This window comes from Enterobacter sp. PP-008-ECC_S150 (genome assembly GCF_045257065.1).
GTDB lineage: Bacteria > Pseudomonadota > Gammaproteobacteria > Enterobacterales > Enterobacteriaceae > Enterobacter > Enterobacter chengduensis.
Window position 1 is genome coordinate 71,523 of sequence record NZ_JBJHHG010000021.1, and the last position, 16,193, is coordinate 87,715.

Sequence of the window (16,193 nt, forward strand, 5' to 3'; positions counted from 1 at the left end):
GATTTACAGCCGGACCAGGTCATTGCTGTAAGGCATTCATAATCCTGATGCTAGATACGTCGCTTCAGGTAAAAAAATTACTGGGGATTCCCCAGCCCCGTGGGAGAGGGCCAGGGTGAGGGCATCAGACCGCTCAGCTTACTTACTCTTAATATCAAAAATATCCGTACCCAGATGGTTGTAGTCAACTTTCTGTAACTTAAAGTTGGTAACGTAAACTGGGGGAGCTTTCTTGTTAGAGACAAACGGGTAAGCATTTTTTATCTGCTCGGCCGTAATCCCCGTCCACTGTGAGAAGAACTGCAGGAAGTCATTTGCCGAACGACGCGCTTTAATAACGCGATGCGTTTTATCATCGCTCGACAGCACCATAAACGGCACCTGGAAGTTCTGCTGGAACTTGTCATCGTGTGCCAGATACTGCACCTCTTTGCCGCGCTCCTTAAACGCCAGCCCGTGATCCGAGAAATAGACCATCGAGAAGCTGTCGCCCGTGTTGCGTAGCTGATCGTAAAGCTTGCTGAGCAGGTCGTCGGTTTGCGTCATGGTGTAGAGATAACAGGACGTCTCTTTGGACTGCACGAACTCCGCATACTTGCCGCCGGTCCGATCGCAGGCCTGCGGATGGGACCCCATCAGGTGCAGGACGATCAGCTGCGGCTGCGTACGCGGGGTGGCGAAGACCTGGGCCGTCATCTTCAACAGCGCCTCGTCTTTGGTGTTTTTGTCGGCTTCAAAGTCGCCGTTTTTCAGGAACTGCACCTCGTCAGCACGTTTGGCGATACTGGCGATAGCCGTATCGTATTCGCCAATTTGCCCCTGATTGGAGAACCACCAGGTCTGGTAACCGGCGCGGTTTGCCAGAGTGACAAAATTATCCTGATACTGAGGTTTACCGTCGACGACCCGGTTAAGCGTCAGGCCGAGCGATTTCTGCGTCGAGCCGCTGGCCGCGACATAATCGGTAAACAGCGTGCCTTTGACCGAACTCGCAAACGGGGTGTTATCCCAGTGTCCGCCGAAGGCGCCCATGGCATCGCGACGCGCGCTTTCGCCAATCACCACCACGTAGGTGTGATATTTCGGCTTAACGGCCAGCACGTTCCAGGTGTCTTTCATATTGGAAAGTTCGGCCATGCGCGCCTGCTCGTCGAGAACCTCTTTATTATTCACCACGACGTCTTTCACGAAGCGGAATACCGGATAGCCGATATTAATAAGCCTTAGCTTGCCGTCCCAGGGAATATTCTGGATGGGGGCGACGAACGCCACGGCAACGCTGAATACCAGACAGAGTAGTTCGATCTTACCCCAGGACTTTTTCTCGCCCGACTGGCGGCGGATGGCGATAACGCCCAACGCGAAGATAAAGAGCCCCACCACGTAGCTGTACCACGGGAAGATGGTCAGGATCTCCGTCGACTCTTCCATATTGGTCGAGTGCAGCGCCAGCAGGGTATTAAAGTTTGGTGAGCCGTAAGCCTGACCAAACGGAAAATAGAGTGCAGCAACCAGCGAACAGATCCCGATTAACGCTTTTTGCACGCGCGGCGCAGAGCGCCACAGCACGTGCAGAATGCAGGTGAAGGCCACCGCGTAGAGCAGACTAAAGGGATAACCCAGCGCAAAGTTAATCAGTAATGACTGCAAAAAGTAAAACCCCGTCCACGGGCTTAAGGCCCGGCTGCGGGTCACAACGGTATCTATCAGGGTTACATTCATAGGTCACTATCATGGATGAAAACGCCATGTGCTCACCCTGGCGTCAAGGGTCATAACCTGCCTGACAGTGCGTGGAGAGGGAATGGGGTCCGCTTCAGCGAGCCGCAAATTGTGCAGGGCTGCAAGAAGATAGTGCGAGCGCTAAAGAATATCAACAGTTGCTAAGCAGATGTTTTGCGAAGGGGATTGCAAATCCGTAAAAAAGATCGGGAATAGGGCGGCTGGAAGCCAGTTTACTGCGAGATTGTGACGAAAAAATGAAGCGGCGTACCGCAACGCCGCTTAGTGGGAAGGTTTGTCGTCCTGATGCGGTTTGCCGTTAAACATATCGCACAGCATGTTCAACAGCATTAAGCGCACTTTAAAGGGTGAGTGGGTAAACACGGTCATGCACCTCTTGAATTCGTTCATAAGACCTCCTGAGTTTTGATCCCTTCGATCCGTGAAGGGTGACTGCATTACATACAGATATAGCACAGGCTATATTGTATAGCTATGGCTATTTCGTTAATTTTTTGTGCTTGCTTAGGGATGGTTTACAATGTGCGCTCTCGATACCGGGCGCTGGAAGCGTCACCCCACTGAGGAAGTACAATGAACCGTCGCGCAGGTAAGCCAACCATTAAAAAAACGACGCAGCTGGTGAATGTTGAAGAACATGTCGAAGGTTTTCGTCAGGTCCGTGAAGCGCACCGGCGTGAACTGATTGATGATTATGTTGAACTCATTTCCGATCTGATTCGTGAGGTTGGGGAAGCGCGCCAGGTCGATATGGCCGCCAGGCTGGGGGTGTCGCAGCCGACTGTGGCTAAAATGTTAAAACGCCTGGCCTCCGTGGGCTTAATTGAAATGATCCCCTGGCGCGGCGTGTTTCTGACGCCGGAAGGGGAGAAACTCGCGCAGGAGAGCCGCGAGCGCCATCAGCTTGTCGAGAATTTTTTACTGGTGCTGGGCGTCAGCCCGGAGATCGCCCGCCGGGATGCGGAAGGCATGGAACACCACGTCAGCGAAGAGACGCTGGTGAAGTTTCGCGAATTTACCCTTAAATATGGTCCCTCCGCTGAATGAAAATCCCCGGACTGCAGGCCCTGGCACGCGATCGTTTCTTCCATCTCTTACTCATCATTGGCGCAGGGTTAAGCCTCTTTGTGCCGTTTGCCCCACACGCCTGGCCCGCCGCGATTGACTGGCGCACCATCATTACCCTGAGCGGCCTGATGATGCTCACCAAAGGGGTCGAGCTGAGCGGCTATTTTGACGTGCTGGGTCGTAAAATGGTGCGTCGCTTTGCCACCGAACGCAGGCTGTCCCTGTTTATGGTGTTCTCCGCCGCGCTGCTGTCGACGTTTCTGACCAACGACGTGGCGCTGTTTATCATCGTGCCCCTCACGCTTACGCTGCGTAAGCTGTGTGAAATCCCGGTCAGCCGGCTCATCATCTTTGAAGCGCTGGCCGTCAATGCCGGCTCGCTTCTGACGCCGATCGGCAACCCGCAAAATATCCTGCTCTGGGGACGTTCCGGCCTGTCGTTCGCCGCCTTCACCTGGCAGATGGCCCCGCTGGCGCTGGTGATGATGCTGTCGCTGCTGGCGGTATGCTGGTTTGCGTTTCCGGATAAAAAACTGCAGTACCACAGCGGCACGGCGGGCCCGCAGTGGCAGCCGCGCCTGGTGTGGAGCTGCCTCGGGCTATACATCGTCTTTCTGTTCGCGCTGGAGCTGAAGGTTGAGCTGGCGGGCGTTCTGCTCGTCGCCGCAGGCTTTGTCGTGCTGGCGCGCCGCGTGCTGGTCAGCGTGGACTGGACGCTGCTGCTGGTCTTTATGGCGATGTTTATCGACGTGCATCTTCTCATCCAGCTTCCGGTGCTGCAGAACGTGCTGCACGGCGTCAGCACGCTGTCTCAGCCGGGGCTGTGGCTGACGGCGATCGGCCTGTCGCAGTTTATCAGCAACGTGCCTTCCACCATTCTGCTGCTCAACTACGTTCCGCCCGATACCCTGCTGGCCTGGGCTGTTAACATCGGCGGGTTTGGGCTGCTGCCCGGCTCGCTGGCAAACCTGATTGCCCTGCGTATGGCTAACGATCGTCGTATCTGGTGGCGCTTCCATCTCTGGTCAATTCCTATGCTGGTATGGGCTGCGGCGATCGGTTTCGGACTATTCCTTCTCATATAGTGCGCAATTTGTCAGTTTTTCCTGGCAAACGTATAGCAACGTCCTAGCTTTAGTGAACGGCATAGCGTGATGCCGCTCACTGACAGGACCGTTGCTGAACTATGGCTGAAGAACAAAACCCGCCTGCTGACGAGCAGGACAAAAACAATAATGAGCGTAAGCGCCCGGGCAAAAAACCATTAATTATCCTCGGCATTGTCGTGGTGGTGATGGTCATTGTGGCCCTGGTCTGGTGGCTTTTAACCCGTAACGAAGAGACGACAGACGACGCCTTTACCGACGGCGACGTGGTGACGATTGCCCCCAAAACGGCGGGCTACGTCACCGAGCTGCGGGTGCGCGATAACCAGCGCGTGAAAAAGGGCGATCTGCTGGTGGTCATCGATCCGCGTGACACCACCGCACAGCGCGATCAGGCCCAGGCCCAGCTTGGCCTGGCTATCGCCCAGCTGCATCAGGCCCAGGCGCAGCTGGCGCTCTCAAAAGTGCAGTATCCCGCCCAGCGTGACGAAGCCAAAGCGCAGGTGCTGAAAGCACAGGCCGATCTGGCGAACGCGCAGGCGGAGTACCGTCGCCAGCGCGGCGTCGACCCGCGCGCGACCACCCAGCAAAGCATTGATTCCGCAAACGCCCAGCTGCGCAGCGCCCAGGCTGGCCTGGCCAGCGCGCAGGCGCAGCTGGAAGTGGCAGAGCAGGTACAGCTGCAAATCCGCCAGCAGGAAACCAACGTGGAAGCGCGCGAGCGTCAGGTTGAGCAGGCTAAAGCGCAGCTGGAAACGGCCAACCTGAACCTCTCCTATACCGAAGTCCGCGCCCCGTTCGACGGGTTTGTCACCAAACGCAACGTGCAGCCCGGCACGCTGGTGCAGGCGGGCACCGCGCTGTTCTCGCTGGTTTCCACGAACGTGTGGGTGGTGGCGAACTTCAAAGAGTCTCAGCTCGAGCGCATGAAGCCCGGCGACAAGGTCACGGTGTCCGTCGACGCGTGGCCTGACATGGCGCTTGAGGGCCACGTTGACAGTATCCAGCAGGGCAGCGGCTCGCGCTTCTCTGCCTTCCCGGCAGAAAATGCCACCGGTAATTTCGTCAAAATTGTGCAGCGCGTGCCGGTGAAAATCGTCATTGATAAGGGACTCGATGCCAACAAACCGCTGCCGCTGGGCCTGTCGGTGGCGCCGAAGGTGACGGTCGAATGACGGATCACGGCCACGACAGCTGGAAACCCGCCAGCAATCCGTGGGCGGTGGCGATTGTCGTCACCCTGGCGGTCTTTATGGAAATTCTGGATACCACTATCGTCAACGTGGCGTTGCCCCACGTGGCGGGCTCGCTCTCGTCCAGCTATGACGAATCTACCTGGGTGTTAACCAGCTATCTGGTGGCGAACGGCATCGTGCTGCCCATTTCGGCGTTTCTGAGCCGGGTGTTTGGCCGCAAGCAGTTCTTCCTGATCTGCATCGTGATGTTTACCGTCTGCTCGTTCCTCTGCGGCATCGCCACCGAGCTGTGGCAGATCATCCTGTTCCGCGTGATGCAGGGCTTTTTTGGCGGCGGACTGCAGCCCACGCAGCAGTCGGTGCTGCTCGACTACTTCAAGCCGGAGGACAGGGGCAAAGCGTTCGGGCTTTCTTCCATCGCGATCATCGTTGCGCCGGTCCTCGGCCCGACGCTGGGGGGCTGGATCACCGACAACTACTCCTGGCGCTGGGTGTTCTTTATCAACATTCCGGTGGGGATTGTCACGGTGCTGGCGATCTATCAGCTGCTGGAGGATCCGCCCTGGGAGAGCAAGTCAAAAGAGAAGCTGAGCATTGACTGGACGGGGATCGGCCTGATCGCCCTGGGGCTCGGCTGTCTGCAGGTGATGCTTGACCGCGGGGAAGATGAGGACTGGTTTAACTCGAACTTTACCCGCACGTTCGCGGTATTAACGCTGATCGGCATCATCGGCGCGATTTACTGGCTGATGTATGCCAAAAAGCCGGTGGTGGATCTGCACTGCATGAAGGACCGCAACTTCGCTATCTCCAGCCTGCTGATGGCAGGTATGGCGATGATCCTGTACGGCAGCTCGGTGGTGATCCCGCAGCTGGCGCAGCAGGATCTGGGTTACACGGCGACGTGGTCAGGGCTGGTGCTTTCGCCCGGCGCGGTGCTGATCGTGCTGACCATCCCGCTGGTATTGAAGCTGATGCCGGTGGTGCAGACGCGCTGGATCATTGCCTTTGGCTTTACCTGCCTCGCTGTGTCGTTCTTCTGGTCGCGCACGCTGACCCCGGATATCGACTTCGAAACGCTGGTGCTGTTCCGCAGCGCCCAGTCGATCGGGCTGGGGTTCCTGTTTGTGCCCCTCACCACCATTGCCTTTATTTCGATCCCGAGACGGCTTAATGCCGACGCGGCGGCGCTGTTCACCATGTTCCGCAACGTGGCGGGTTCGATTGGGATTTCGCTGTCGACGGCGGCCATCACCGAACGATCTCAGGCGCACAGCGCGCATCTGGCGTACCACGCCTCGCCGTTTAACGAGCAGTTCCAGCTGGCGATACGCGAAAGCGCGCAGGCGATCCAGAACTTCACCACCCAGGTGGGTGACCCCACCGGCATCGCCACTGGACGCCTGTACCAGACCATGATTGAGCAGTCCCGTTTTCTGGCCTACATCGACGTCTTCACCATCCTGAGCGTCGTGGCCCTGTTGCTGATTCCGTTTTGTTTGTTGCTCTCGCCGGTTAAGAGCGAGGGGAGTGCAGGAGCACATTGATGATACACAGACGTTTACACCCCCTGATGATAATGATGCTGCTGGTGGGCTGCGCCGTTGGGCCGGACTACCAGCAGCCCGCACCACCTCCCGTCACGCACTGGAACGATAAGGGCGACAGCGCGGTGAAATCGCAAACGTCCTCCGCCGCGACCAACCCGCGCTGGTGGAAGACCTTCGGCTCGCCGCAGCTGGACAGCCTGGTTGAGCGCGCCATCGCCGGGAACCTGACCCTGCAGCAGACGGTGCTGCGCATCGCCGGGGCGCGCGAGCAGATTAACCAGGCGGGCGGGGCGTTTTACCCGTCGGTAAACGGCAATCTGCAGGCGACGCGCCAGCAGCTCGGCCTGGAAGGGGAGCTGAAATCCCACGGCGTATATGATCAGGTGGATAGCATCGATCCCAACCTGAAGGGCGCGCTGGGCCCGCTGACGCAGCCGATTAACCTCTACCAGGGCAGCTTCGACGCCCAGTGGGAAATCGACCTGTGGGGCAAGGTGCGCCGTCAGGTGGAAGCCGCCGAAGCGCAGCAGAAAGCCGCTATCGAGCAGCGTAACGACGCGCTGGTGTCGCTGGAGGCGGAAGTGGCGCGCGCGTGGCTGCAGCTGCGCGGGGCGCAGAGCGTTATCGCCACGCTGAATACCCAGATTAAAAGCGCCCAGCAGACGCTGGATCTGACCGAAAGCCGCCAGCGGGGCGGGCTGTCGCCGCAGATGGACGTGGAAAACGCCCGGGCGCAGTTAGGCAACCTTGAAGCACAGCTGCCGCAGTACCAGGCGCAGGAGCGGCAGGCGATGAATGGCCTGGCGATCTTGCTCGGCAAGCCGCCGGGCGCGCTGGATGCGGAATTGCAAAGCGTACAGCCGATGCCAGTCTTGCCGGATATCGTGCAGACCGGCATACCGTCGACGCTGGCGCGACGCCGTCCGGACGTGCGTGAAGCGGAGGCGAACCTGCATGCCGCCACGGCGCAAATCGGCGTTTCGGTGGCCCAGCTGTTCCCGAGCTTTACCCTCTCCGGTCAGTTTGGCCTGCGCAACAGCGAAACCAACTGGCTCACCGACTGGAGCAGCCACTTTTACAGCTTCGGCCCGCAGGTCTCCATCCCCATTTTCCAGGGCGGACGGCTGGTCTCCAGCGTCAAGGTGGCGCGCGCGCAGCAGGGGGCGGCGGTGCTGGACTATCGCCAGACGGTGCTCACCGCGCTTGGCGATGTCGAAAATGCGCTGGTGAGCTATCGCACCGACCAGCAGCGTGAAGCGGGGCTGGCGAAAACCATCGACGCTCTGCAAAACGCCTTCGATCTGGCGAGCGACAGCTACCGCCAGGGGATCGCCAGCTTTATCGACGTGCTGGACGCCCAGCGTCAGCTTGCCCAGGCCCAGCAGCAGCGCGCGCAGGCGCAGGTGCAAAGCGCGCTCGATCTGGTGGCACTCTACAAGGCCCTCGGCGGCGGCTGGGAACCGTATCAGCAGGTGCAGTTACCGGACTACAGCGTCTTTGGCGACGCCCCGCGCGGATAACTATTCAGAGGATTGGGCAAGAAACGGACAGGAACGCCACATTCGCGATGGCCGAGGGGCGGGTATAACTATCGGGTACCCCTTAAACGACATGCGAGGATTATCTTATGCGTTATCAAAAACTGGGCAATACCGGTCTGTTCGTTTCTGAACTGTGCCTCGGCACCATGACCTTCGGCGGTGAAGGCGGCATGTGGGGCAAGATTGGCCAGCTCCAGCAGAGCGAAGCAGAACAGCTGGTGGGCCGCGCGCTGGATGCCGGGATCAACTTTATCGATACTGCGGACGTCTATTCGGAAGGGCGGTCGGAGGAGATCACCGGTCAGGCGCTGAAGAACCTGAAGATCCCCCGCGAGAACGTGGTGGTCGCCACCAAAGTGTTCGGCGAAAAGGGGACGGCAGGGGTGAACTCGCGCGGCAGCTCGCGCTATCACATTATCAGCAGCGTGAAGGATAGCCTGCGCCGCCTGCAGCTCGATCATATCGATCTCTACCAGCTACACGGCTTCGACCCGGCCACGCCGATTGAAGAGACGCTGTACGCGCTGGATAACCTGGTGCAGCACGGCCACGTGCGCTATATCGGCGTGTCGAACTGGGCGGCGTGGCAGATTGCCAAAGCGCTGGGCATTTCCGAGCGGCTCGGGCTGGCGCGCTTCGCCTCGCTGCAGGCGTATTACACCATCGCCGGGCGCGATCTGGAACGCGAGCTGGTGCCGATGATGCAGAGCGAAGGCGTCGGGCTGATGGTCTGGAGCCCGCTGGCGGGCGGCCTGCTGAGCGGGAAATATGGCCGCGACGGGCAGAGCGAAGCCGGTGGTCGCCGTCTGGAGTTTGACTTCCCGCCGGTGAATAAAGATCGCGCCTTCGACTGCGTGGACGTGATGCGCGTTATCGCCGAAAGCAAGGGCGTCTCCGTCGCGCAAATCGCGCTGGCGTGGCTGCTGCATCAGAAAGCGGTGACCAGCGTCATCATTGGTGCGAAACGCGTTGAACAGCTGGACGACAACATTGCCGCAACCGGGATCCGCTTAAGCGAAGATGAGCTGAAACAGCTTGATGCGGTGAGCGCGCTGCCGCGGGAATATCCGGGCTGGATGCTGGAGCGGCAGGGGGAGTATCGCCGCAACCAGTTAGCGCAACAGTAACCTTTCTTTTCCCCGGTGGCGCTTCGCCTGCCGGGGATGAGATATAAGTAAATGACGAGATGCTGCTTTTTTAAAGGCAAACTGTATCACTATTGTAATTAGGACTTCAGGATGTCTAAGAACAAAGAAATGTGGTGAATGAAAAATAAAAGCTATAAAATGCAAGCCATGGCTAACGTTCTTAGTGTGGTTTCTTTAAGTGCAGAGCTCAATTCCGCTTCGTTTACTAGAAGTAAACTCTTCGCTGATCTGGCACTGGCCATACTTGCAGAGTGTTATTGCAGTGATGGTACGGGACCAATTTAATGGACTTGTTATTAATCAGCAGAATTTATTGTCTTTATTAGTCCCTCCTTCAAAATATTGTCAACATGGTCGTGAAAATCTGATGCGTGAGTATCAGGAGCATTTATTGTATTTGCAGCGATTATGCCGTTATTGTCAGGCGTCGGGCATTGGCGTTTGGTTGCAAGGAGAAGCTCTACCACGGGATGGGAAAATACAAGAAAAATATCCAGAATATGCTTTGATTGATAATATTAGCGCAGATGAAATTTTCTGGAAAAACTTTTATCAGCACGCACTCTTTGAAGCCCTGGAACAGCTATCCGGCATTGATGGAATGATTGTTAATCTTCACCGACATCAACCCTATAAAGCCAGCTGGGTTTCGACAATCCCATTTCTCTACCAAACCCTGCGAAGCCTGGGAAAAAAAATGGTCCTGCGTGACTACATGGAGGATGAGGCAGCATCGTGGCAATTAGTCAATGCGTTGCAGGTATTACCTCCGGATGTGAGGGTGTCAATAAAAGCAGTTGCTCATGGCTATCGCCCAGGTTTTGTCAATAACCCTTTATTGACTCAGCTTGAAGGTCGGATCAAGTGGATTGAGTTTGATATGTGGGGGCTGGAGTACGGCTGGACTCTACTACCGTGCTACTTATTAGAGGAAATTCAGGGCCGTCTTAGCTGGGTTGAGAGTATGGCTGGTGAGGAACTGGAAGCGATTACGGGACGGCTTAGTTGGGAATGGATCTCTAACAGTTCCCTGATTAACTCCGTAAATTCAGTGAACCTGCATGGCTTAGCGATGTTTGGCCGTGAAATATTTATGTCTGAGAAACAGGCGTTTCATTGCTGGCTCACGGATATGCTTGAGCGTAAGGTGGAGGCGGCTGAATTAAACATCTTTCATCAATTGTACGCCAACAGCTATGAATGGATGAGAAAGACCCCCTATATACTGGGACATGTTTTACACCATTTCAGCCAGGTCCCGGTAAACTATGCACAAGCCGTAAAACAACTGCAGTTTCATTTGCTTAAATCTGAGGATTATGCTGCGACGGTCTTGTTCCCGATAAACGATCCCGATGCCGGACGCGAACAGTTCCAGCAATTAGTGTTAGAGAAAGAACGAGCTATGTTTTTGGCACAAGACTCCCGTAACCGGCTCTTTCAAATAATACACTCCATTGAGATGTCGGATGAGAAAAAAGATTTATTCAAACGCGTCTGGGACCGCGTCCCGTACTACACTGAAATGTTCAATAGAGTCGCACGAAGTGTCGCTATGAAAATGATGGTCGATCGTTACGGCCATCAGAGTGGCATATCTTCATTTGAATTAAATAGTGAAATTAATGAACTGCGCCTTCTGGCGATTCGAATTTCTGGGTGGATTGATAAAGAAGAACAACAACAGCCACATTATCTGGCTATGCTATTTGATCCTGCCAGGCTACTTAGCCTGGCAGAAAGTTTGACAGAAAATTGATCAATTATGATCCGGCATTTTTTAATTGCTGATAAAAATCCCGCAATACATAAAATGCTTTTTTGCGCGTTACTTTATCTGCGGTAATCAGTCCCTTGCAATTGAATCCTTTCTGATAGGGATTCTGACGTCTTTCTGTACGGTAGTCATACAACAACCATGGGGTAAAACCGCGCACATAATTGAGTTTTGGCAGATACTGGGTCTGTTTGCGATAAACATCCGCCATATAGTTTTCCGAGAATGGCCCCGACTGAGGTGCATGTTCGCCCGGAACGCCCTCGGCACCAGTTTCAGTGATAACAACAGGCTTTGTTGGCGACGAGTTTTCACCGAGCACAATCAGATCGTCAAAATTCTCTTCGTACCAGCCGTAATACTCATTCAGACCGATAATATCAAGATAATCTGCCAGACGATCTTCAATCTTCATTTTTGCATGATTGACAAGGCAAGCGGCAGAAATCAAACGGCTGGGATCGGCCTTTCGGGCTGCGTCAATCAACATGCTCATAAAATCCAGGCGTTCATCGGTATCGGCATTCTCATTACCCACTGACCAGATAATTACGCTGGCACGGTTTCGGTCGCGATAGATTAGCTCCATCAACTGATTATGTGCATCACGTTGCGTTGTCGGATTTTCAAAATCTATCGCCCAGTAGTTTGGAATTTCTTCCCAGAGCAGCAAACCGACCTCATCCGCAATACGCGCGACCATCTCATGGTGGGGGTAATGCGCCAGTCTCAGGTAGTTGCAGTTGAGCTCTTTGGCATCATGAAAACGGCGGCGGATATCCGCTTCGTTGGTCATTTTTCCCAATAATACATCATCTTCGTGGCAATTTATGCCGCGTAGATAGAGCGATTTACCGTTGATACGGATATCCGTACCCACAACGTCAATTTGCCTGAAACCCACGCGGTCACTGACACAGTCGCGCCCCAGCGATGCCATAACGCGATACAATTTAGGGTGTTCAGGAGACCAAATTTGCGGTTCAGCAGACAGGTTAGCTTCAGCAATGCCACTCACCACCGGAAGGGTAACGGAGATGCCAAGTTCAGCGAGAGAGAAATTCACCTCTCCCGCATCGCCTTCCACTGCTATTCTCACGGCTATTTTATTATATTTGCCGTCTGGAACTAAATAAACGAACAGATCCCTGATATAAGTTTGCGGCGTTCGAATAATATCAATTTCACGGTATATCCCGCCATAGTTGAACCAGTCGTTATTTCTCAAAGGTAGCCTGTCAGTAGTGCGGGTGTTATTCACACATAACATCACCACATTCTTTCCAGGCAGTAATACAGACGTTAATTCAGCGCAAAATGGGGTTGAGCCCCCATAGTGGTTGCCTATAAACTGATGATTGACAAAAAGTTTGCAATCGTAATTGGCTGCGCCAATACGTAAGAAAATACGTTCATCCGCGTCCTGTTTGAGGTAATCAATGTCCCGGGTGTACCACGCACTCCCTTCAAAATAAAACCATTTTTCTTTCATCATCTGCCAGCATCCCGGCACCGGAACGGTCTCCCCGGCAAAAGGATCGTAATCGTAAGGATCGCGACGTGTTTCAGCGTCACTTTTCTCTAAGAGATACCATTTTTGCCTTAATCCTGTGTCGTGAAGATCCAACGTAAAGCGCCATTCGCCACTCAGGCTTTCACGGTCTCGGCCACCCGTGAATAACAGATTAGTATGATTGAGATTCTGCTTATTATACGGTTGGTCATATTGCTCGTTATGTAAACATTCAACGGCATTTTCAGCCAGGTCCGATTTTTCCAACATGAGATATCCTTCATAAAAGAGGTGTTTCTGTAGAATAACGGCTCGAATTCAGACGCTGGAGCTGTTCCTCATAAACAGAAGGAAAGTTAAGTGATAAAAACATGTAAATGTGATGGAGGTCGAATAACGACAGGATTCTAATGTGATGCGCATCTCATAATTGCTTTTACTATGGTGATTTTGATCACATCTTCAACCCTGAGGCGCGATATGACTCACATAAAATTATGGCAGGACTTCAGGGATCTCACTTCTGTTTATTATCCGTCATGCATTCAGGCCGGGTAACGTACACTGGTTGAAATTAATTACTATGGGTCTGTTTGGATACGATTATTAAATCGTGACGGAGGAAATACTATGGGTCAGTTGCAGGGTGGTATCAGTAATGAAGCAGTAAATATTGGTTCTACAACCAGTCGATATCGATGGACAATTTGCGCGTTGCTCTTTTTTTCTGTCACCATAAATAATCTTGATAGATCTATATTAGGGTTGCTCGCCCCAATATTACAAAAAGACATTGGCTGGAATGAAATTGAATACGGTAATATAGTAACGGCATTTCAGGCTGCCTATGCCTTAGGTTTATTCCTGTGCGGACGTTTTGTTGACGTTTATGGCGCACGCCTGGTTTTACCTGTCGCATTGGCAATCTGGAGTTTAGCTGCGATGGCTCACGGAATGGTCGGTACCGTTATAGGATTTATCTACGCGCGAATCTTCCTTGGGCTGGGGGAGAGTGCCAACTTCCCTTCAGCTGTGAAGGTTGCTGCAGAGTGGTTCCCAAAACGAGAGCGTGCTTTCGCAACGGGTATTTTTAATTCGGGTTCCAACATCGGTAATATTTTCGCTCCTGTTATTATTCCATGGATAGCATTACAGTGGGGTTGGCGTGAAGCATTTATCGTCACCGGTGCCGTAGGGTTTATCTGGATTGCTTTCTGGTTAATATTATACGGAAAGCCGGAGAAAATTAAGAAGGTAAATAAAGAAGAATTAGCCTGGATTAATCAGGATGATGACGCCGATATTACAGTACAAACAACTCAAAAAATCAGCTGGTTGGGTTTGCTAAAGTATAAGCAGACCTGGGCATTCGCCATTTGCAAATTTCTCACTGACCCGATTTTCTGGTTCTTCCTTTTTTGGCTACCGAAGTGGCTGCATGACGCTCGCGGTATTGATATGGCGCATATGGCGATGCCCCTGGTATTAATCAATATTCTGGCAACGATGGGCGGTCTTGCAGGTGGCTATCTCCCTGCATGGATGGTAAACCGTGGTATGGCTGTCAATAAAGCGCGTAAAGCGACATTATTGTTATGCGCTACCTGCGTGCTTCCTATTTTACTGGTCTCGAACGTTTCCAATCTTTGGTGCGCTGTACTGCTGATTGGGCTTGCCGTCGCAGCGCATCAGGGCTGGTCAGTCAATCTTTATACCAGCGTATCCGATATGTTTCCAAAACAGGCGGTGGGTGCTGTTGTTGGTATTGGTTGCCTGATTGGTTCTCTCGGTTCAATTCTTTTTACGCAGGCCACAGGACATATTTTACAGGCAACTGGAAGCTATTGGTCTATTTTCCTGATGGGTGGTTTTGCCTATCTGCTGGGTTTCCTGATAATGCATTTATTAATTCCAACAATGTCAGCAGCTAAATTTAAATAATATTAACTATACAGGTACAGAACATGTCATTTACCGATAGTCTGTTAAAGGAACGTATTTTGGCAGCCAGAGAGAAAAGTCTTCTTTGGCTAAATAAAATGCAACTCCCCAACGCAACGGCAGGCGTATTACGCGTCAGCGAACTTCACCAGCCCGAGCAATGGCCGCAAATGCTTCTGCCGGGAACCTATGATGGCACGATGGCTCGCGTTTTATTGGGGGATGAGATCGCCGGGAAAGAAGCGCTTGCGGACTGGATATTGGGCCATCAGGGGGAGGACGGTTTTTTCCAGTTGCCGGGGTTGTGCTGGAACGAAACATGGAAAGGACCGGATGCTGAAAAAACGCGCCAGTACATGCGTTTTCATACAACCAATTACTGTATGGGGACGCTGGAAGTGCTGGATCAACTGGATAGAATCGAGCTGCCATTTTTGAAACCTTACCTCGACGCTCAGTATTTTTGGGCATGGTTAGGTCAACGTGATATGCGCGATCCCTGGCTGGAAGGTAATAATATCGTCAATATTGGAAGTTTTCTGTTACTCGAACAGCAGAGAGAACCGAACGGTCCTGCGGCTCAACGTTTGCAGGATATGATCTTCTGGCATAATCAGCAAAGCGAACCCTATTCAGGTTTTTGGGGGCCGGGTCAGCAGTACAGCCAGGAAGCTTTACTATTTGCGCTCTGCGGTGCGACGCATAATCTACATGTATTTTATGCACTCGATGAAAACATTCCCTATTTTAACCAGTCGATAAGCCGTTGCCTGGAACAACCACTAGCCATTCGCAGCAGCTGTATTGATGTCGATATTATCGATATTTTGGCGCACGGCCACGCGCGTTGCCCATATCGCAGCGATGAAATTGAGCATTGGCTCCGCAGTATGCTCGTGAAATTGTTGGACTTCCAGAACGCGGATGGTGGATTCCCGGACACCTTACTTGGCGAGCGAGGATATGATGGATGGGTGAAGGGATATAAAGAGCCTCAGGGACACAGTAATACGTTTGCCACCTGGTTCCGATGGATAGCTATCGCGATGATCGCCCACGTTTTATGGCCTCAATGGCAGGACTGGCGTTTCCGCAAGACGATCGGTATTGGATATTTTAAAAATCTGTTGAGGTGATTTTAAATTTCTTTGCCCATCGGTACAGAAATCGGCGAAAGCATTTTATTCCATTGAGCATGCTTTTGCCGATTCAACGATGGGCTGTGGCGGCAATCAGCAACCGTCTTTGCAGGTTGCCGCTGGATTTTGCTCAAGGACTCTTACCAGCAGGGCTCGGGGTTCTCTAACTACATCTGTTCCAATTGACAGTACTTGGCCGTCCCGTTCTGCTGAATACTTCGCGACAACATCACCGAACGCATTTCGCTGCAGGGCGACCTCCTGTCCTGCTTTTACCGAGTCGCCGGGTTTAACGAAAACCTCCGCAAACCCACCCGTGGTTGCACGTATTGAACTGATAGCATTACCAATATACCCAATAAACCTCAAGATGCAGGTTTGAGCACCTGAAAATGATCGTTAATTCGGGACGTCAGAAAACCCGCTATCCCCGGTAACGTATGGCTGAAAAATTCAGATATTGCATCCCTG

General features: G+C 53.2%; 12 protein-coding genes. 9 read left to right on the forward strand and 3 right to left on the reverse strand.

The genetic code is table 11. From position 1 onward, the window contains the following. Positions 1-138: 138 nt before the first annotated feature. Together ACJBF3_RS20565 and mntS are read right to left on the reverse strand one after the other, a co-directional pair. Positions 139-1,722 (reverse strand): phosphoethanolamine transferase, encoded by a 1,584-nt coding sequence (locus tag ACJBF3_RS20565; RefSeq protein ID WP_045327436.1) that lies wholly within the window; start codon positions 1,720-1,722, stop codon positions 139-141. A 282-nt stretch (positions 1,723-2,004) separates the two neighbouring features. Then, on the reverse strand, positions 2,005-2,133 hold the full coding sequence (gene mntS, locus ACJBF3_RS20570) for a manganase accumulation protein MntS (protein ID WP_008501175.1): 129 nt from the start codon (positions 2,131-2,133) through the stop codon (positions 2,005-2,007). Positions 2,134-2,316: 183 nt separating this feature from the next. Between mntS and mntR the strand changes: the two genes are divergently transcribed. From mntR to ACJBF3_RS20605, 7 genes are all read left to right on the forward strand, one after another. Next, a complete protein-coding gene (gene mntR / locus ACJBF3_RS20575; RefSeq protein ID WP_008501176.1) occupies positions 2,317-2,790 on the forward strand; it encodes a manganese-binding transcriptional regulator MntR in 474 nt (157 codons plus the stop codon). Beyond that, entirely contained in the window at positions 2,787-3,896 is a 1,110-nt protein-coding gene (locus ACJBF3_RS20580) for an anion transporter (protein ID WP_045327434.1), read from the forward strand. The genes mntR and ACJBF3_RS20580 overlap by 4 nt, the downstream gene beginning before the upstream one ends. 101 nt (positions 3,897-3,997) lie before the next feature. Continuing rightward, positions 3,998-5,092, forward strand: coding sequence for an HlyD family secretion protein (locus tag ACJBF3_RS20585; RefSeq protein WP_045327432.1), 1,095 nt, complete (start codon positions 3,998-4,000; stop codon positions 5,090-5,092). Next, positions 5,089-6,660, forward strand: a complete 1,572-nt coding sequence (locus ACJBF3_RS20590; RefSeq protein WP_045327430.1) for a DHA2 family efflux MFS transporter permease subunit — start codon at positions 5,089-5,091, stop codon at positions 6,658-6,660. The genes ACJBF3_RS20585 and ACJBF3_RS20590 overlap by 4 nt, the downstream gene beginning before the upstream one ends. Then, complete coding sequence (locus ACJBF3_RS20595) at positions 6,660-8,183, forward strand: efflux transporter outer membrane subunit (protein WP_045327429.1); 1,524 nt, start codon at positions 6,660-6,662, stop codon at positions 8,181-8,183. The genes ACJBF3_RS20590 and ACJBF3_RS20595 overlap by 1 nt, the downstream gene beginning before the upstream one ends. A 107-nt stretch (positions 8,184-8,290) precedes the next feature. Beyond that, positions 8,291-9,331: an aldo/keto reductase gene (locus ACJBF3_RS20600; RefSeq protein ID WP_045327428.1), complete on the forward strand. Its 1,041-nt coding sequence runs from the start codon at positions 8,291-8,293 to the stop codon at positions 9,329-9,331. A 199-nt stretch (positions 9,332-9,530) separates the two neighbouring features. Beyond that, positions 9,531-11,111, forward strand: coding sequence for a hypothetical protein (locus tag ACJBF3_RS20605; protein WP_127902856.1), 1,581 nt, complete (start codon positions 9,531-9,533; stop codon positions 11,109-11,111). Positions 11,112-11,115: 4 nt separating this feature from the next. On the opposite strand, the gene ACJBF3_RS20610 is transcribed toward ACJBF3_RS20605, so the two are convergent. Continuing rightward, positions 11,116-12,912 (reverse strand): glycoside hydrolase family 2 protein, encoded by a 1,797-nt coding sequence (locus tag ACJBF3_RS20610; protein ID WP_045327426.1) that lies wholly within the window; start codon positions 12,910-12,912, stop codon positions 11,116-11,118. A gap of 360 nt (positions 12,913-13,272) precedes the next feature. Here ACJBF3_RS20610 and ACJBF3_RS20615 point away from each other — a divergent pair, with 360 nt between their 5' ends. Continuing rightward, complete coding sequence (locus ACJBF3_RS20615) at positions 13,273-14,583, forward strand: MFS transporter (protein WP_045327425.1); 1,311 nt, start codon at positions 13,273-13,275, stop codon at positions 14,581-14,583. A gap of 23 nt (positions 14,584-14,606) precedes the next feature. Further along, positions 14,607-15,719, forward strand: a complete 1,113-nt coding sequence (locus ACJBF3_RS20620; RefSeq protein ID WP_045327424.1) for a hypothetical protein — start codon at positions 14,607-14,609, stop codon at positions 15,717-15,719. The last annotated feature ends 474 nt before the right edge of the window (positions 15,720-16,193 follow it).